The sequence below is a fragment of the Amycolatopsis sp. lyj-90 genome, assembly GCF_046549035.1.
In the GTDB taxonomy this organism is placed as follows: domain Bacteria; phylum Actinomycetota; class Actinomycetes; order Mycobacteriales; family Pseudonocardiaceae; genus Amycolatopsis.
The window spans coordinates 689,799-707,704 of record NZ_JAJPWP010000001.1; the positions used below are offsets into that span (position 1 = coordinate 689,799).

Genomic DNA, 17,906 nt, shown 5'->3' on the forward strand with positions numbered 1-17,906 from the left:
GAACGACACAGCGAAAGGCGGGACCCGATGTTCAAGAAGATCCGCGACAAGATCAACGACGCGACGCAGCAGGGCATGGCGCGGGGTGAGCAGGACTTCCAGCGGCACGCGGAGCAGTTCCGGCAGGCCGCCGCCGCGCAGGGGCACGACATCACCCCGCAGCTGCCGACCCCGCAGCTGGCCGCGCAGGCGTTCCGGAACATGAACGCGGACCCGGACATGGCGGCGTTCCTGGCGCTGCCGATGGACGAGCAACTGCGCCAGCAGCAGGAACTCCAGGCCTACGGCACCGAACTGCGGCGGCTCTACGACACCTGCGAACCCGCCACCCTGGTGATCCGCGGGCTGGAGCCGACCGGCCGGAGGATCGCCGGGCAGGCGCAGTACACCGCGACGCTCGAGGTCACCCGCGCCGACGGCACCACGTATCAGACGGTGGCCCAGCTGATCACTCCGCTGGCGACGATCCAGCAGTACGCGCCCGGCACTCGTCACGAAGCCCGCGTCGACCCCGCCGACCCGGCGAAGGTCGCCGTGTTCGGCCCGATCGGTTAGGCGGCTGAGATGTTCGGATCCTTCGAGTTCGGCCTGCCGGGAGACCCCCGGCAGGCCCGCCGTCCCGGCCTGCGCCTGTGGCTGCTCGGCGTGCCCACGACGCTCGCCTGGGCGGTCGCGGGCTGGTCGGGCGCCCTCGGGCTGCTGGACGGCTTCCGGCTGATGTCGCTCAACCGCGTCGACGCGTGGGGGGCCGACGCGGGCCCGGCGGTTTCGCTCGTCCTGCTCTTCAGCATCTCGATCACGGTCGCCTCGTCGCTCGGGTTCGCGATGCTGTGGGGCGGCGGGATGTCACTGCGCGGGATGGGCCTCGGCTTCCGGGCGAGCAGCCTGGCCGCGTCCGTCGGGGTGGCGTTGGGCAGCGGCGCCGCGATTCCCTCGTGGACACCGCCCGAGTCGGTGGGGCAACGGCTGCCGTCCGGCGGCGGCGCGGCCGAACCGTGGACCGACGTCGACTGGGTCGTCTACTACGAGCCGTATCTCGTGCCGGCGGTGGCCGGGGTGACCGCGCTGGTGATGGTCATGGTGCTGGGGCGGGCGTTCGTCACCAAGGCGGAGGCGGACGACCGCGCGCAGGCGCTGGCCCAGTCCGGGGTCCAGGTGATGGGGCAGGTCATCGGCGTCGAGTTCACGAACGTCTGGGTGATGGGGAATCCGAGGTTCACCGTGCAGGTCCGGTTCCCGACCGACGCCGGGGAGCGGACGGTCATTTCGACGATGATCACGCCGCCGTTGCAAGCCCCGTCCCGCGGTTCGACGGTGAAGGTCACCTACGACCCGCGAAATCCGGACTCGGTCCAGGTGGACCCGGACCCGGCCGACCGGGCCGCGGGCGGGAACCTCGGTGCCTTCCTGCCCCCGATGTTTTGACCGCCCTCTACACTCCCGCGGATGGACGAACAGACGGCAGAGGTGTCCACCTCTCAAGCGGTCCGCAAAGCGATGATCCGGCTGGTCCCGTTCCTCGGGCTGCTCTATCTGCTCAACTATCTCGACCGGGTCAACGTCGGGTTCGCGGCGCTCACGATGAACGCCGACCTCGGCATCAGCTCGGCCGCCTACGGGCTCGGCGCCGGCCTGTTCTTCGTCGGGTACTTCTTCTTCGAGGTACCCAGCAACGTCATCCTGCACAAGGTCGGCGCCCGCATCTGGATCGCGCGGATCATGGTCACCTGGGGCATCGTCGCCTCGGCCACCGCGTTCATCCAGGGCGAGGTCAGCTTCTACATCGTCCGGGTGCTGCTCGGTATCGCCGAGGCCGGGTTCTTCCCCGGCATCATCCTGTACCTGACCTACTGGTTCCCGCGTAAGCAACGAGCCAAGATCGTCGCGCTGTTCTTCCTCGCGGTGCCGCTCTCGTCGGTCATCGGCAGCCCGGTTTCCGCCCTGCTCATCCAGAACGGCGAAGGCGTCCTCGGCTTCGACGCGGGCTGGCGCTTCATGTTCTTCGCCGAAGGAGTGCCTTCGATCCTGCTCGGCGTGGCCGTGTTCTTCCTGCTGCCGAACCGGCCGAAGGACGCGAAATGGCTGACTCCGGTGCAGCGCACGTCTTTGCAGTCGGCCATCGACGCGGAGGACACCCGCGAGGTCGGCAAGGAGGTGAGCACGCGATCGGCACTGACCGATCCGCGCGTGCTCGCGCTGAGCGCCGTCTACTTCGGAATCATCTTCGGCCTCTACGTGCTCGCGTTCTTCCTCCCACAGGTGATCAAGGGCTTCCAACAGCAGTTCCAGACCACGTACAGCGTCGTGGAGATCGGGCTCATCACGGCGATTCCCTACGCCGTGGCCGCCGTGGCGATGGTGCTGTGGGCGCGCCATTCCGACCGCACCGGTGAACGGGCGGGGCACGTCGCCATCGCCGCGTTCGTCGGCTCGGTCTCGATCGCCGTCGCGCTGTACCTGGGTTCGCCACTGCTGGTGATGATCGCGGTGACCCTCTGTGCGATCGGCGTGTTCACCGCGATCCCGGTGTTCTGGCAGCTGCCCAACGCCTTCCTCACCGGCGTCGGCGCCGCCGCCGGGATCGGCCTGATCAACTCGTTCGGCAACCTGTCGGGCTTCGTCGGTCCCTATCTCACCGGCTGGCTGCAGGGCCTGACCGGCAGCTTCCGTGCCGGGATGTGGGCCGTCGCGTTCTTCATGGCGATGGCGGGGTTCATCGCGTTGTCCTTCCGCCGCAAGGAGCAGAACGCGATCAAGTGAGGTGGTCGAAGTCGCCGCGGACCCACCGGATGTGGGTCTCGGCGCTTCGGCGCACGACAGCGCGCGCGTCACGGTCGATGGCGTCGCCGCCGAGGGTGTAGAGCCGGTCGTAGGAGAACTCGTCGAGCCGGTCGACGATCCGGCGCACCACGGCGGCGGACATCGGGATGTGCTTGGGGAAGTTCCGCTGGAACGAAACCCAGTCCGGCGCGAGCCCGCCGGTGATCGTGTCGCCGGCCAGGATGCTGCCGTCCGGCGTCCTGGCCACGGAGCTGCCCCGCATATGCCCGCCGAGCCGGACGAGTTCAAGGCCGGGCAAGGGTTCGAGCCGCTCGTCCCAGAACTCGAACGCCGGATCGGGCGCGGGCAGCCACTCGCGATTGCGTTCGTTGACCAGCACCGGGACTCCGCCCAGCGCGCGGCTCCAGCCGAGCTGGGCGCCGAACATGTGCGGGTGGCTGGTGGCGATCGCGGTGACGTCCCCGAGCCCGCGCACGAGGTCGAGCACTTCGGTGTCCAACCAGGACGGCGGGTCCCAGAGCAGAGCGCCCGCCGGGGTCACCGCGACGAACGACCAATGCCCGATGGCGAAATGCGGGTCCCGCTTGATGCTGTGCAGGCCGCGGCCGTGATCACGGTGCAAGGTCCTGTGCGGCGCGGAGACCAGTTCCTCGTGCGTCCACCAGCGTCCGGTGTGCGCGCCGAGGTCACCGGCTTCTTCGATGCCGACCTCTCCACGGTCGAGAACGCACCGGGGCGGCTCCGGGGTGGCGGGATGTTCGATACCGCACCTGTCGCAAATCCACATGACCGACAGCGTGCAATCTCCAGCGCGCTGGAGGTCAAGACGCGTCTTCCCCCGGCTCGGCGAGCCGGGGGAAGACGGGTGATCAGCTGACGGTCGTCTTGCCGAGGACGGCGTCCTGGTCGGGCGGGTCGAGCGCGAGCTGGACGTCGAACTCGCCGAGCGAGCTGTCGGTGACGATGTGCGAGGTCGCCGCGGGGTCCACGCTGCTGGTCGCCTCACCGGCGGGGGTCCCCGCCGGGATGGTGAAGTCGACCTGGCCCGACGCGGTGAACTTCAGCGGTCCTTCGGCGGGCACCTCGGTGTCCGGGATGGGCAGCTCGATGGGGATCGACACCTGCTGCTCGCCGAGCGCGATGTTGACCTTCGAGCTGATCGTGCCGGAGAGCTTCTTGGCCCCGACCAGCCGGAGCCCGTCGCCCGCGGCCTGCCCGGAATCGACGTCGAGGGTGAACGGCACCGAAATCGGCGTTCCGGCCTGGGCGGTCGCCGGGATTTCCGCCTTGACGACCACGGCCACCTGCTGGTCGCCGATGATGGGGAAGCCGCCCTTGTACGTGAGATTCTTTTCGACGGCGGCCGCGGTTCCCGCCGCGGTGAGCATTACGGTTCCGGCGACCGCGGCCGCGATCCCGGCCGCGCAGAACCGGCGAACACCCTTTCGTACGAGGGTTTCCGTCATGTCAGGTCCTTTCGTCGTTGAATGGGCTCGACGCCGAATCTAGGTGGAAAGTCACCAACGAGGAAAGGGAAAGATCGCGTACATTTTCTTTACGTGCCGATCTTGTCACGCGTATGCGGAATGGCCGGAACGTTAATTGTCACGCGAAAGCGCAAAGGGGAAATGGGGCGGCGATTCTTGTCACCCCGGTGACAGGTGCTCCGGTCGGGAGGTGACCGGCTATGGTCATGATCGTGACCGACCGACCCGAGCCATGGCACCTCCGGACCCGCAAGTTCCTGCGGGCGACGGACCAGCGTGGCGAACTGGTGCGCGGCGCGCGGTTCCTCCGCAAGCTCGTCCCGGGGGAAGACGCGCCCGGTGACCCGCTGGCGCCGTCGACCGGCCGTTCGTCGGACAGGCTCGCCCGGCTGCTCACCGAGGCGGGAGCCGATCGCCCCAGCGCCACCCGTGAGCTGGGGCTGGCCGCGGTGCAGGCCTGGCAGGCCGTCCGCCGGTCCGGGAACCAGCCGTTGGCCGCGAACGGCATCACGGTGCTGTTCACCGACCTCGTCGGCTTCTCGACCTGGGCGCTGCACGCCGGCGACGACCGCGTCCTCGAGCTGCTCCGCGCGGTCGCCGATGTCACCGAGTCGATCGTCACCGGGCACCGGGGGAGCGTCGTCAAGGGGCTCGGCGACGGTGTGATGGCCGTGTTCGCCGACCCGGGCGAAGCCGTGAACGCCGCCTACGAGACGTGTTCCGCCGTGAGCGTGATCAAGGCGGAGGGCTACCTGCCGCACCTGCGGGCGGGCCTGCATCGCGGCAACCCGCAGCGGGTCGGCAACGACTACCTCGGCGTCGACGTGAACATCGCCGCCCGGATCATGGCGGCCGCGGACGGCGACGAGGTGCTGGCCAGCGGAAGCGTCGTGGAAGAACTCGACGCGGACGCCGTCATCGTGCGCCCGCGCCGGAACTTCCGTGCCAAGGGGACCCCGAAGGATCTCCAGGTCTACCGCGTCGTACCTCGCTATTCGGCTACTTAGGCATGTCCGACGGCTGCGAATCCAGCCCCGCCCGGGGCTTCGACCAGCCGCCGCGCGTGAAGTCCGGCACCGCGACCGGTTTCCCGCCGCGGGCCAGCGAGACCACGCTCAGCGGTACGGGCGAGCACCAGGCCGCGGAGTCGTAGACGTCGATGTCGGGCACCAGCCCGGCGCGCATCTGCTGCACGATCCGCCACTGCAGCACGTAGTCCATGCCGCCGTGACCGCCGAGGTTCGGGTCGTCCTTGAGCCTCTTCCAGAGCCAGTGGTCGTGGCGGTCGCGGTACGGCCCGAAGTCCTTCCACGCGTGACCGCTGTGGTCGGGCTCCACGTAGATACGCGCGGGATAGTCCTCCACGATGCCGCGGCTGCCCGCGAGACTGTTGATGCGGCTGTACGGACGTGGCGAGCTGACGTCGTGCTCGGCGCGGATGATCCGCCCCTGCTCGGTCTCGATCAAGCAGCTGACCAGGTCGCCGTTGATGTAGGTCTCTTTCCACGACGGGTGACCCGGCGGCATGTGCCGCTTCCGGTAGTCGGCGAGCCCCTTCGGCTCGGTCGCCGTGGCGCGCAGGGTGGCGAACCGGTCGCCGCGGTTGACGTCCATGCAGGCGGCGATGGGAGCGAGACCGTGCATCGGGTAGAAACTCGCGGTGCTGCGGGTGTGCCACTTGCGGCGCCACGCGTCGGTGTAATACGTGTCGGAGAACAACAGCTCGCGCAGGTCGTGCAGGTAGCCGCCGTGCCCGTTGGTGACCTCGCCGAAGACACCCTCGTGCGCCATCTTGAGGATGGCCAGCTCGTTGCGGCCGTAGCTGCAGTTCTCGGCGAGGAACAGGTGCTTGCGGGTCTGCTCGCTGGTGTTGACGAGATCCCACAGCTGGTCGAGCTCGGTGGCGATGGGCAGTTCGATCCCGACGTGCTTGCCGGAGACCAGGGCGGCCTTGCCCTGCGGATAGTGGAACTCCCACGGCGTCGCGATGTAGACGAGGTCTATGTCGGTGCGGGAAAGCATCTTCTTGTAGGCGTCGGCGGAACCGCCGTACTCGGCCGGCCGCGGTCGCCCGTCGGCGGCGAGCTTGTCCGCCGCGGCCTTCGCCCGCTCGGCGCGGATGTCGCAGACCGCGGTGACCACCGCGCCCGGTACGGCGCTCCACCCGCCGATCATGGACATCCCGCGGTTCCCGAGCCCGATGAGCCCGATCCGGACGGTCTGGTGCCGCTCGAACGGCACCCCGATCATGCTGCGCTGACCAGGGCGGCGAGGTGAACTTTCCGCACCGGTGGTCTCTGCGGCGTCGGCGCTCACCGGGATCGCGGCGAGCGCTCCGGCGGCGAGCGCGCCACCGAACAGGGTCCGCCGGGAAACAGAGGGCAGGTCCGCCATGAAGAACACTCCTTCGTGTCGCCTTCGGTGCCCAGACTGTGTCCAATCGCCGCCAGATATGTCAAGAGATGCGTCAAAGTGAGCAGTAAACTGCACTAATGCGCAGTTTGACTGTGTGGAATCGGATGTTTCACGCAACCCGGGTGCGCGTACGCACCCGGGTCACGTGCGAGGTCAGCGGCGGATCAGCACCTGGTCGATCGACTTGCGCACGAGGTTCGGCACCACACAGTCGTCGGCCGGGTAACCGACCGGGATGACGGCGAACGCCTTCTCGTTCTGCGGCCGCTCCAGAAGCTCGCCGAGGAACCGCATCGGCGACGGCGTGTGCGTCAGCGCGGCCAGCCCAGACAGGTGCAACGCCGTGAGCAGCATCCCGACCGCGATGCCCACCGACTCGTCCACGTAGTAATGCTTGTGCTTGGTGCCGTCCTCGTCGAGGAAGTAGCGCTGCTGGAAGACCACGATGAGGTACGGGGCGTCGGTGAGGTGGGTCTTGACGGCATCGGTGCCCAGCGGCCGCAAGGCGGATAGCCACTCCTCGCCGAGCCTGCCCTCGTAGGAGACACGTTCCTCCTCTTCGGCGGCCTCGCGGATCCGCTGTTTGGTCGCGGGATCCTTGATGAGGGCGAAGGTCCACGGCTGCTGATGCGCGCCACTGGGCGCGGTGGAGGCCACTGCGATGGCGTCCACCAGCACCTGCTCGGGCACCGGGTCGGTGGAGAACATCCGCACGGTGCGGCGGGTGTCCATGCGGCGGCGCAGATCGGCGGCGGTGGCCAGCGATTCGTCCGCGGACATGCGGGCGGGGTGGTAGGGCACCGGCTCGAAGGGGTCGCCATAGGTCGGGGTCCACTGTGCTGCGGTCATGATCCCGATTGTGGTGGTGGACGGGGCTTTCCGGAAGCCTTGTCGTGCTCGGTACCGTTTCTTCGGGCGTGGGAACCAGTCGGCGGCGAGCTCGACGGGCTCGTCAGCCAGGTCAGAGCCACCTCAGCCGTTCTCGTCGTCGCCCATCTTCCTGTTCCAAAGACGGAACGTCACATCGATCCTCGCCGCGCGAACGTCGCAGGCGGAATGCCTTGGGGCCACTCATTTTGGTGCTATGTCCCTAAAGTTATGCGGCCATCTGTCTCCGTAGTGGCCGCCGATCGGGCCATACATCGCCCGGCCGGCGTAGACGGCATGGCCCGGATACCTGGACCAAACACCTAACGGTGGCCGAAACGGAAAGATAGGTACCTTCTACGCGACTTTCGGAGGTGTCCGATTTCCTTTGCCGCGTAACAGAATCGGCCGATCCTTCCCTCGGTACGCGGCAGTGCCCCTCGCCGCAGAAATGAGTCGGAACCATGCGACTGCGCTCATTCGCCCTGATCGCCGGCACCGCCTTCGCGGCAATGCTCGGCGTGACCGCCCCCGTGGCGTCCGCCGCGGAACCGTCCTCCGATGTCCAGCCGATGATCATCGGCGGCCAGAACGCGTCGAGCGGCCCCTGGGCAGCCAGACTCTTCGCCAACGGCCGGCAAACGTGTACCTCGACGATCATCGCACCGCAATACATCCTGACCGCGAAGCACTGCGTGGCCAGCGCCGGCACGTTCACCTTCCGGATCGGCAGCCTCGACCAGCAGAGCGGCGGCACCATGGCCACCGGCTCGACCGTGACCCGCCACGCCAGCGCGGACCTCGCGATCGTGAAGCTCACTGCGCCGGTGACGGCCACGTACTCGCCGCTGGGCACCACCGCCAACGTCTCCGTCGGCCAGACCGTGCAGGTCTACGGCTGGGGCGCGACCAGCCAGTGCGGCTCGGAGATCAACTGCCAGTCGCGCTACCTGAAGGTCGCCAACGTCCGGGTCACCTCGGTCGCCTGCCGTGACTACAACGGCGGCATCGCGGTGTGCGCGAGCCGCGGCGACGGCATCACCGCCGGTGGAGACTCGGGTGGCCCGATGTTCGCTTCCGGCCGCCAGGTCGGCGTCGCGTCGACCAGTGACCGCCAGACGACGACCGCGTACACGAACATCACGCGGTACCGGCCCTGGATCCAGCAGATCGCCGGCGTCTGATCCCTTGGTGTGAGCGGAGCCCTTCTCGGTTGTTGCCGGGGAGGGCTCCGTACTGTCGAAGCGGTGATCGGCGGAGGAGTAGGTGCCTGATCTTGCTGGACATCTTCAGGGCACAGCCTGCTCAACCATCTTTTCCACTGGCGTAGCCGGGTACGCGGGCATAGATCTTGGGCAGTTCCTTCTCGATATCGGGTACATCCAACTCCAGTGCAGCCAGTCGGGCGCCTATTTCTTCAGGCGACACCTCGAACCACAGAGCTTGCCGAAGGACATCTTTCATCGTTATGGGTGTGCCGAGCCCGACGCGGCTCAACAAGTCCATGTCCAGGCGGTCGAGGCGTATCGGCATCCGGCCGATCGACGGCACAGCGTATCCGAGCTCTAATACTCTTACCATGGTGCGGTGAAGCGGCGCGCCGGTGCGGTCGGCGGCTCGGGCCATGAAGGCGAGAGGAACCGTGCTCCCGGCTGGCCGCTTCCCCAGCCAGTACTTTTCCGTCGCCAGCAGAGAGTGGTCAAATTCAGTCAGATTCTTGCTCAGGTGAGTGACATCGGGGACTTCGAATCCCATGCGATGGAGACGTTCCGCTACCTCGGTTATGGGTACGGCTGACTCTCGTGCAGCTTCCAAGAGGAATTCGAAGTCGCGGCGATTCTCCCATTCCGGGATGGAAACCTGGGGATTTTTGAATTGCAGTAACCAGCGATCTGTTGGATCCCAATCCCGTCGCCAGACTTCTTCCTTGGGAAGTGAGAAGCCGTGGGTGGCGAGTCGCTCGGCGGCATCGATGATCGTGACTCCCGCCTCTTCCGAGATTTTGTGCAAGCGCGAAAGTGAAGCTCGCACGGGCCCTGAAGGCATGTCGCTGTCGAGCCACTGTCGAGAAAGAAGTGCGAGATCCTTCTCTTGAAGGTCGAGCATGGTATTTTCGTCGACCTCGACCGTCAGTCGCATGCCCTCGAACCTGCGGACTGTCTCGCTGGGGGGGATATTCCACAAAATAGCAGCTCGCACTACCTGGGACCGCGGGATGCTGTCGCCATCGTGAACGGCGCATTCTAGGAACACCCGTTTCAGGCCGACGCCGACAGTGTCAAGCCATTCCGGTGTTCGGTCGGCATCATCCACGGTGAAGCCCAGTTCGCGGAATCTGGCCACGACTGCCGGTACTTCCCATCTCAGTATTGCGGCCAGTAGATGTACTCGGGCCGGATCCGCTGGCCATTCTGCGGGCAGCCAGGGGTACCCGCCGGTGATATCCAGGCTGATCAGGTCGACATCCCATCGGGTAAGACGGGAAGGTAGTCGATCAATGGGAGCTGTGGAAAAACCGAAGAACCTGTACCTTTCGGCTATCTCACGCGGACTTCGTTTCGCGGAGTAGGCAGAGTTGATGATCTGCATCACCGATATGGCGGCAGCCGGAGGTAGCCACGGTGACAGGCCGTCGGAATCGGCGCTTGTCACGATGAGGTCGACTTGGTCGACCGCCTTCCGTAGTGAGCTCCAGTCGATTTCCGGCACTGCAAAGCCAAGTAGCGTAAGCTGGCTGGCGATGGTAGCTGTATTGTGGCCCAGAGTTCGAGCGATGCTGAGCACTATTCCTGGTGGTACTTCATCGGAATGTGGCCCGTATGTGTTGTCTTGAAAAGTCTCCAGGATGAGGTTTACTGAAGGCATCAGCGGTGGCAGGTTGTTGGCAACAGATAAAGAAAGCAAACTATGTGCGAAAATGACTGTTGTCGCTCGACTGGTGAGGGTCGACCTGTGGCCCCGATGTACATAGTGGTGGAAAAGGCGACGAATCAGTCCTACGTCGCACCGAAAACGACCGCCGTCGAGAAGCTCTGCGGATCCGATTCTGGCGCGCCAGGTGGTGCTGTGTCTTGAGATTTCAAGCGCAACTATGTCCGCCGTTCCTGGGCTTGTGCGAGTAACGTGCAGCAGCCACTCCAGGGACAGGAACATCGGATCGATCTTCCGTAGCGTGGCAACGGACTCTTTGAGTAGTCGCTCAGTCAATGGTGCGACATCATCCAAGGTCTTGCTTCGATCGACTGTAAGTCGAGGAGCGCCAATTCCGTAAAGATTGACGATGGCGCCCCGGAAAATCGCCTCCCCGGCGAATACGCCGGTGCGCTTTGCCGGTTGCACGTGAATGCCGTCGACGAGGAGACCGCCGCCGTTTTCACACCAGACCACCTGGCCACAATCGGTTCGTTCGCCGTGTACCAGTTCTCCGGAGGCATGCAGTCCTCTGGTGCCGCTGAAGGGGCGGGATTCCAGCCGGAACGGTGTCCAAGCCGCGGTCTGGTCTCCGTGTGTCGCCGTGGTCTCGAACTCCGCGATCCCGAGGAGGCGTTGCAGGATGTCGACGCATGACTCGGCCTCTGCGTCGTCCCGAAGATACAGGGTGACCGTTGTTCCGGGCCTCATGTCTTCATCCAGTGGTTCGATGCGGAACAGGTGGCCAGGTCCGGCGATCATCACTCGCAGTGCTTCACCGTGTTTGTGACCCTCGGGATCCATCCGGCGAGTACGAATCTCGATCTCGTCGGCGAGCATAAAGTAGCTCAGGACTCCGATTCCGAAACGACTGTTGGGGAAGAACTCAACGTCTTCTTCTTTCCACTTTTCTTGTTCCTCCAGGAATTCCGGGCGGTCGGCGAAGCGTGCGCCTGCCCGGGAGAAGACCTCTCGCAACTCGGACTCGCTCATTCCGATGCCGGTATCCGTGCAATGAAGCAGGTGACGTCCGTCGCGCGTCTCCTGCTTGAATTCGATGCGACCCGCCCAGTCGAACATGATCCCACGTGCCTTGCGCAGGAACTCGTGTCTCGCCTTGCGATAGCGGCAAGCGTCCAAGGCATTCTGATACAGCTCCCGGATCGCCAGGGACTTGTCGCCGTAAAGCTGTTCGCCCATCAGCAGTTCGCGAATACGCGTCTCGTCGAGACGAAAACGTGTCACGGGCGTGAAGAAGACCGGCCGCGTGTCCTCTGTAGCCGGCTTCACGAGGTCGGCTGAAGCATGCGGCGGCAACAATCGTAACGGCTCTAAGCGGATGCTCCCGGCCAGTTCCCGAACGGCGGACAACACCGCGTCGAGGCGGCCCACGTGGCTTCTCAGCGCTTCCAGAACCGCCTCATGCTGACAATGAGCGTTCAACCCGATCCCGACACCCTCGACCCGTACCCAGTCCGCTTGGGTGACTGTCGTCTGCAATTCCTCGAGCTTGACGGGGTGCGGAATACCGATGTGCTCCACCACGGTCATCGGCAAGGCGGTCAGCTCGATGGCCTGCTCCCAGGCGACGACGAGAAGCAAGCCGATCAAGACTTCGCGGACGATTTGAGGTTTGGGAGTAAGGCCGAGATGATCTGCCTCCTGCCGCAAGCCGTGTCTGCTGCGCAGATCACCGGGGGTCAGGTGAAACAGCTTTGTCAGGCGATCAAGGGTCGAGTAGAGCTCGCGCGAGGCGGGATTCGGCAAGGGCATCGCCCGTGAGAGCTGCCAGTCGAGTGCTCCTGTCGCCCACTGGTGGAACATCCACCATCCGATGGGCACCACGGAGTCGTGGCGCTCCGGCAGTTCGGTCCTGGAGACCAGTCGGCTTTGCTGAGCTCCTTCCAGAAACCGTTCGTACTGTCGTCGCTCCACTCCGCCCTCTGGCTCAGGACGCAAACTCGTCGGATTGACGTGCACGTGTGAGGCCGCTGCTTCGAGAATGCGCACCCGGTGCACCATGGGTGCCAACACCAGTAGGGCGGCCTCGGCACCGGTCGGACGGAGATCGACGAGCTCTATCAGGTCGACGACTCGTCGTTCGACCCGTTCGGTCAGGTCCGCGTCGAGCCACGGTGACCCGGCGAGCGCGGTTTCGGCTGCTTGTCGTCGTTCGCCCAGATGCGCCGCGATCTTCGCGACCTCGTCGTGGAACCGTTCCTTGTCCTCGGCCCGCGCCCACGCCGGATGCGCAGTCGCACTGGTCGGCCAGTGGTCTGGCGGCAGTAGTCGTTGGGGAGGCGGGGAGGACTCGAGCATCGCGTGCCGGCTGCGCCAGTACTCCAGTGAACTGTTCGGCAGTGGCGCTTTCGCGTGGTGAAGGCCTGCGTTGACGATCGCGACCACTTGGTCCAGGTCGGGCAGCGTTTTGGCCCCGTTGAGTATCTCCGACACTCGGCTCTTTCGCGGACCTCCGAACCTTTCCGGGGAAGTGACAGGCGCGCCGGACTGCTGGAAGAACTCCTTCAGCTCACGACAGAAGTCAGCGAGGTCTTCTGGTGTCATCCGGTGTTCCTTCCAAGTCCCTGACGTCCGGGCCGGACGTCCGCCGGACGGCTGTCAGCTGCGACGATGCCGTGCTCGGCGCCTATTTTTCCGGTGCGTTCCGGCATCGACCACATCGGCCCACCCGAACCGACAGCGTTCCTCTTGTCTTCGTCGTCACGACATGAGCAGGAGCTACAGATGGACTGGATCACTTTGATAACGACGCTGCTGGGCACTATCACGGCGGGACTCGAGCTGGGGAAGATCATCGTTCGCAGACGGCGCGACGACGAGTGAGCGTCGACAGTGGAGTCGCCTTGTCTACCCGGAGTCGTGAGTCTTAGCTCGTCGAGCCCGGTGGTTTGCGACGTTGACGCGGTTCCCGCACAAGCCCGGCATGCAGTACCTCCGTCGTCCGGGGCGCGTCGTGTCGATGAACGCGCCTTGGCAGGTGGGGGCGCCACACGCGCGGAACCGTTCAGCGCCGAGGGTTTGGACGACACCGAGGATCCCGACGCCGCAGATCAGGGACAGTGTGTCGGCGACCGTCGCACCCGGTTGCGGGGAAACAGCCCACCGAGAACGGCCAGACGAGGTGGCGAGGGTGACGGCACCGGCCGGCAAAGTGAGTGCGGAAGCTCCGGCGATGAGGCGCGCCCGGTCCGGCTGATCGATCAGTTCCCGCACCGTGGTGCGCAGCCGATGGACAGCGCGCAGCTCACCGGGTCGGCTGGGCGCGGGCAGAGAGTGAAGGTCAGTGAAAGCGGCGAGATCCGGCAGGTGTTCCTCGCCGTGCCAGACCTCAGGAGCGGTGTTGACCAGTTCGGTAGCGATGCCCGCCGCCCAGACGTAATCGTCTAACGCTACTTGCATCCCTTACCAGCCTCTCGTACGTTCACGGTTAACCACTACTTTAACCCTTACCGGGAGGTTGTCCGTGGAGATCGACGCCTTGGTGTTCGACATACTCGGCACGCTCGTCGACGAACCGGCCGGGATCCGCGCGGCCGTCCAGCAAGCCCAGCCGGATGCCGACGCGGACGAGCTGGTCGAGCGATGGCTTGGCCACCTCGAAACCGAGCAGCGCCGCATCGTCGCAGGGGACAGGCCGTACGCCGCGAGCGACGTCCTCGACCGCGAAGCCGCCGAAACGGATGCGCTCGCGACAGCAGGCCGCAGGATGCCGTCCTGGCCCGACACCGTCGAAGGGCTGACCAGGCTAGCGGATAGCTACCCCCTGATCGGGCTCTCCAACGCCAGCCGGACGACCTTGCTCCGGATGAACGCCCACGCGGGCCTCCGCTGGCATCAAGCGCTCTCCGCCGAAGAGGTGCGGAGCTACAAGCCGGACCCGGCCGTCTACGAACTGGCCGTCAAGGTGTCCGGCGCCCCACCGGAGCGGCTGCTGATGGTCGCCGCCCACGCGTGGGACCTGCGGGGTGCGCAGAGCGTCGGTCTGCGGACCGCCTACGTCGCCAGGCCCGTCGGGGACCCTCCGTCGGAGACCGATCGCTTCGACTTCTACGCCGACGACCTCCTCGATCTGGCCGCTCAGCTCGGCGAACGGCACGCGTGATCAGAACTGTCGGTGCCTCCCGCTAGGTTCATCCCAGTCCCCACCGAGGCACCCCCGCAAGGAGAAGATGCGTTGTCAGACTGGGAAAGAGCGAGCACGGCACGGGTGTTGGCGCCCGCTCGCCCGCGCAAGCTCGCGAAGGTCCCGTTCGTCGAACTGGCCGACGGACGGGTGCAGGGCGTGGTGTCCAGCGGATCGGACATCGGGCGGGTGTACGTCTCGTCGGTCGCGGCGAGTACGTACGAATTCGCCTGCAGTACCAACAACAACCGGCCTTGCGGCGGCGCGCGAGGGATGTTCTGCAACCACATCCTCGCCCTGCTCAACGAAGCCACCCTTCAGTACGGCGCCGAGCGCGTCGCGCGTTATTTGCGTGTGGAGCCTGACGAATTGACCGCGCAGGCCATCTCGCAGACCATGAGCGCGACCCGGCCGTCCCAGGGGGACAACACCGCCGCCGCGTCCGTGTTCAGCCAGTTCCTGCGGCACTTGGCGTACCTGGAATTCGAGCCCTCGACGGCGCCCGTGCCGGAGCTGCAGTGGTTCCCGCCGACCAGGGCGGTGGTGTGATGCGCACCGATCTGCTCACCGACCCCATCGCCGGTCTCGACGAGGCGTTGGCGACCGTCGATTCCTTCGATCAGGTACTCGTCGCCGGGCTGCTGCGCCCTCAGCGGATCACTGGATTGACCGAGCTGGCGGACGCTGTCGCCGGGTCACCGCTGGCGACGCGGGTCGCCGAGGCGGCCGAGAAGACCGCGGCCGGAGCTGCGGGGGAGGAACACTTCGTTTCCCTTGCCGCGGCGAGGATCGCGGTGTTCGGCTCGGTGCATGACGCCCTAGCTGCCCGGGTGGCCGAGGCGACCGGCCGAACGTCCGATGAGGACACGGCTCCGGGCGCCGCCGGTGCGGAGTCGCCGAATTTGCTGGCGGCGGCTCGTTCCTGGCTGTCCGACCTGGCCCGGGCCGGCTGGCAGGGGATCGACCACGATCTGGTTTCGGCTTCGGCTCCGGTGATCTCCGCGCTGCTCGCGGAACCGGGCCTTCGACGGCTGGCCGTCCTGCTCGACGGGTTCGCGGCCGAGCTCGCGGCGTCCTGTCCTGGTGCGGCGCTGGATCGCATCCCTGTCCGGCGCTGGGGTGACCTGTGGTCGCGCGGAATGCTGCTGACCGTGCCTGGCGTGGTGGCGACACCTGCGATCGGCACCGTCACCGGCCGTCTGCTCCCGCTCGGGGTGGACCTGCTGGAACACTCGACAGCCGCACAGGCCCAGGTCCATGCGGTGTTCGAACCGGAGGACGGCACCGCGCCGCGTCTCGTGCGCGCGAGTGTGACCGTGCCGAAGCCGGACACGATCATCGGAGCCGGGATCTGGCAGCTGCTGCGCCCGCATCTGTCCCTGCTCGCAGCGGTCAGCGAGGGGCGTTCGATGGACCTCGCGGAGATGCCGATGACCGCCGAGGGCGACCTTCTCTGGCGGGACGAGCACGCTCGTCCCGGTGAACTCGCGGACGCTTTCGCTACCGCGCGTGTCATCCTGCCGAAGGCCGGCACGGCGTCGGTCGTGCCGCTGGACCGGCATCCGGCGCGCATTTCAGTTCCCGTCTTCCTTGAGGGTTACGGCACCGAAGGCGACGAAGACGCGCTCACGTTCACGTTCGCCGGAAGTCACCTCGTCGTCGAGACCGACCGGATCCCCGCCGCCGGTCCCTTGACCCCGAAGGCGGTCGCGGGATCGAGCGCGTGCATCGGCCTGATCCGGTGGGACGACGGGGGCTTCCGGCTCCAGCCGCTCGCCGTGGAGACCACCGTGCGCAAGAAGACCACGGCTGTCCACGCCGGAGCGTGGGCCGGGGGCACCACGGACAAGGCCGGGGTGAAAGCCGAGAAGGCGGCCACCGACGCCGCGGCCGTGCTGCGCGAGCGTGCCGGAAGGCTGTTGCGGAAATGACCGACTCCGAGGACAACCGCCGCCAGGTCCTGTACTGGCGGCTGCTCGCCCGGCTCTTCGACAACGACGAGCAGGCCGCACTCGAATCGGCGAGTGTGGCCGTGGTCGAGGACATCGGCCTGCCGTCCGCATTGCTGGATCCGAACGTCGCCGTCGACTCGATCGTCCAGCGCCATCCGGAGCTGGCCGCCGAGTTCGACGGGCTGATGGTTCCCGAAGCCGAGGACGGCCGGGACAAGGCCGCGGAGGTGCGTCGCGCGGCACTGGTGTCGAAAGTGCTGCTCAACGTCTTTGCTCCGGCGCCCCACACGGTGACCGCCAGCCAGTTGTCCTGCTGGCAGGCGGACGCGGCCTGGTTCGAGCGCGCGCTGGGCTGCCGTCCGGGCGAGCTGCGTGGCGGACGCCCGGGCGGAGCCCCGACCGGGCTCGGCGGCACTGGCGGGGGCGGCGCTCCCGACCTGAGCACGCTGCTCCCGGCGATCGGACCGGAGCTCGGTGGCATCGAGGCGGATCTCGTCAAACGGATGCATCTGCGCGAGGTCCTCGCCGATCCGGCGCTCGCGGCGAAGCTGAGCCCGAGTATGTCGCTCATCGAACAGTTGTTGCGGGACAAGGACAATCTGTCCGGAGTGGCGCTGGCCAACGCCAAGTCGCTGATCCGCCGCTACGTCGACGAGATCGCCGAGGTCCTGCGAACCCAGGTCGAGAAGGCATCGACGGGCAAGGTGGACCGCTCGGTCCCGCCGAAGCGCGTGTTCCGCAACCTCGACCTCGATCGCACCATCTGGAAGAACCTCACCAACTGGAGCCCGGAAGAGGAACGGCTCTACGTCGATCGCCTCTACTACAAGCAGACCGCGAAGAAGACCACACCGCAGAGGCTCATCGCGGTCGTCGACCAGTCCGGCTCCATGGTCGACTCGATGGTCAACTGCGCCGTGCTGGCCTCGATCTTCGCCGGACTGCCCAAAGTGGACGTTCACCTGATCGCCTACGACACCCAGGCGCTCGACCTGACGCCGTGGGTGCACGATCCTTTCGAAACCCTGCTGCGGACCAACCTCGGCGGCGGAAACGACGGCATGGTCGCGATGGGTCTCACTCAGCCGAAGATCGCCGAGCCCGCCAACACCGTGGTGGTGTGGATCTCCGACTTCTACGAGACCCGCGTCGAGCAGCTTTTCGAGAGCATGGCCGCGATCCACCGGTCCGGGGCGAAGTTCATCCCAGTCGGCTCGGTCACCAGCGCCGGACGAGGCAGCGTGAACCCGTGGTTCCGCGAACGCTTCAAGGACCTCGGCACCCCGGTGATCTCCGGCCACATCACCAAGCTCGTCCACGAACTCAAGACCTTCCTCACCTCCTGAACTT

At 66.3% G+C, this 17,906-nt stretch carries 15 protein-coding genes; 9 read left to right on the forward strand and 6 right to left on the reverse strand.

Going from position 1 to position 17,906, the window contains the following annotated elements:
* The first annotated feature begins 27 nt into the window (after positions 1-27).
* Genes ACLJPX_RS02755 through ACLJPX_RS02765 form a run of 3 tightly spaced genes read left to right on the forward strand, consistent with a single transcriptional unit; the run spans position 28 to position 2,760 of the window.
* A complete protein-coding gene (locus ACLJPX_RS02755) occupies positions 28-555 on the forward strand; it encodes a hypothetical protein (protein WP_101608358.1) in 528 nt (175 codons plus the stop codon).
* A 9-nt stretch (positions 556-564) separates the two neighbouring features.
* The gene (locus ACLJPX_RS02760) at positions 565-1,425 is read left to right on the forward strand and encodes a DUF3592 domain-containing protein (protein WP_410598565.1); all 861 of its coding nucleotides are present in this window, start codon (positions 565-567) and stop codon (positions 1,423-1,425) included.
* A 21-nt stretch (positions 1,426-1,446) separates the two neighbouring features.
* A complete protein-coding gene (locus ACLJPX_RS02765; RefSeq protein WP_410598566.1) occupies positions 1,447-2,760 on the forward strand; it encodes an MFS transporter in 1,314 nt (437 codons plus the stop codon).
* Here ACLJPX_RS02765 and ACLJPX_RS02770 read toward each other — a convergent pair.
* Both ACLJPX_RS02770 and ACLJPX_RS02775 read right to left on the reverse strand, forming a co-directional pair.
* Positions 2,753-3,568 (reverse strand): hydrolase, encoded by an 816-nt coding sequence (locus ACLJPX_RS02770; protein WP_410598567.1) that lies wholly within the window; start codon positions 3,566-3,568, stop codon positions 2,753-2,755. The two genes, ACLJPX_RS02765 and ACLJPX_RS02770, sit on opposite strands and share 8 nt — an antisense overlap.
* Before the next feature lie 82 nt (positions 3,569-3,650).
* Complete coding sequence (locus ACLJPX_RS02775) at positions 3,651-4,247, reverse strand: DUF6801 domain-containing protein (protein WP_410598568.1); 597 nt, start codon at positions 4,245-4,247, stop codon at positions 3,651-3,653.
* Positions 4,248-4,474: 227 nt separating this feature from the next.
* Here ACLJPX_RS02775 and ACLJPX_RS02780 point away from each other — a divergent pair, with 227 nt between their 5' ends.
* Positions 4,475-5,275, forward strand: a complete 801-nt coding sequence (locus ACLJPX_RS02780) for an adenylate/guanylate cyclase domain-containing protein (protein ID WP_101613232.1) — start codon at positions 4,475-4,477, stop codon at positions 5,273-5,275.
* Here the strand turns inward: ACLJPX_RS02780 and ACLJPX_RS02785 are convergent.
* Together ACLJPX_RS02785 and ACLJPX_RS02790 are read right to left on the reverse strand one after the other, a co-directional pair.
* Entirely contained in the window at positions 5,268-6,662 is a 1,395-nt protein-coding gene (locus ACLJPX_RS02785) for a Gfo/Idh/MocA family protein (RefSeq protein WP_410598569.1), read from the reverse strand. The genes ACLJPX_RS02780 and ACLJPX_RS02785 overlap by 8 nt on opposite strands.
* 174 nt (positions 6,663-6,836) lie before the next feature.
* Complete coding sequence (locus ACLJPX_RS02790; RefSeq protein ID WP_410598570.1) at positions 6,837-7,532, reverse strand: nitroreductase family protein; 696 nt, start codon at positions 7,530-7,532, stop codon at positions 6,837-6,839.
* Between the two features lie 482 nt (positions 7,533-8,014).
* On the opposite strand from ACLJPX_RS02790, the gene ACLJPX_RS02795 reads away from it, so the two are divergent.
* A complete protein-coding gene (locus ACLJPX_RS02795) occupies positions 8,015-8,734 on the forward strand; it encodes a S1 family peptidase (RefSeq protein WP_101608353.1) in 720 nt (239 codons plus the stop codon).
* 121 nt (positions 8,735-8,855) lie between these two features.
* On the opposite strand, the gene ACLJPX_RS02800 is transcribed toward ACLJPX_RS02795, so the two are convergent.
* Together ACLJPX_RS02800 and ACLJPX_RS02805 are read right to left on the reverse strand one after the other, a co-directional pair.
* Positions 8,856-13,025, reverse strand: coding sequence for a hypothetical protein (locus tag ACLJPX_RS02800; RefSeq protein ID WP_410598571.1), 4,170 nt, complete (start codon positions 13,023-13,025; stop codon positions 8,856-8,858).
* A gap of 303 nt (positions 13,026-13,328) precedes the next feature.
* Complete coding sequence (locus tag ACLJPX_RS02805) at positions 13,329-13,880, reverse strand: CGNR zinc finger domain-containing protein (protein WP_410598572.1); 552 nt, start codon at positions 13,878-13,880, stop codon at positions 13,329-13,331.
* Positions 13,881-13,944: 64 nt separating this feature from the next.
* On the opposite strand from ACLJPX_RS02805, the gene ACLJPX_RS02810 reads away from it, so the two are divergent.
* From ACLJPX_RS02810 to ACLJPX_RS02825, 4 genes are all read left to right on the forward strand, one after another.
* Positions 13,945-14,583, forward strand: coding sequence for a haloacid dehalogenase type II (locus ACLJPX_RS02810; protein WP_410598573.1), 639 nt, complete (start codon positions 13,945-13,947; stop codon positions 14,581-14,583).
* Positions 14,584-14,655: 72 nt separating this feature from the next.
* On the forward strand, positions 14,656-15,153 hold the full coding sequence (locus ACLJPX_RS02815; RefSeq protein WP_168214332.1) for a hypothetical protein: 498 nt from the start codon (positions 14,656-14,658) through the stop codon (positions 15,151-15,153).
* The gene (locus tag ACLJPX_RS02820; protein ID WP_410598574.1) at positions 15,153-16,535 is read left to right on the forward strand and encodes a hypothetical protein; all 1,383 of its coding nucleotides are present in this window, start codon (positions 15,153-15,155) and stop codon (positions 16,533-16,535) included. The genes ACLJPX_RS02815 and ACLJPX_RS02820 overlap by 1 nt, the downstream gene beginning before the upstream one ends.
* Positions 16,532-17,902: a VWA domain-containing protein gene (locus ACLJPX_RS02825; RefSeq protein ID WP_410598575.1), complete on the forward strand. Its 1,371-nt coding sequence runs from the start codon at positions 16,532-16,534 to the stop codon at positions 17,900-17,902. Before ACLJPX_RS02820 ends, ACLJPX_RS02825 begins: the two co-directional genes overlap by 4 nt.
* The last annotated feature ends 4 nt before the right edge of the window (positions 17,903-17,906 follow it).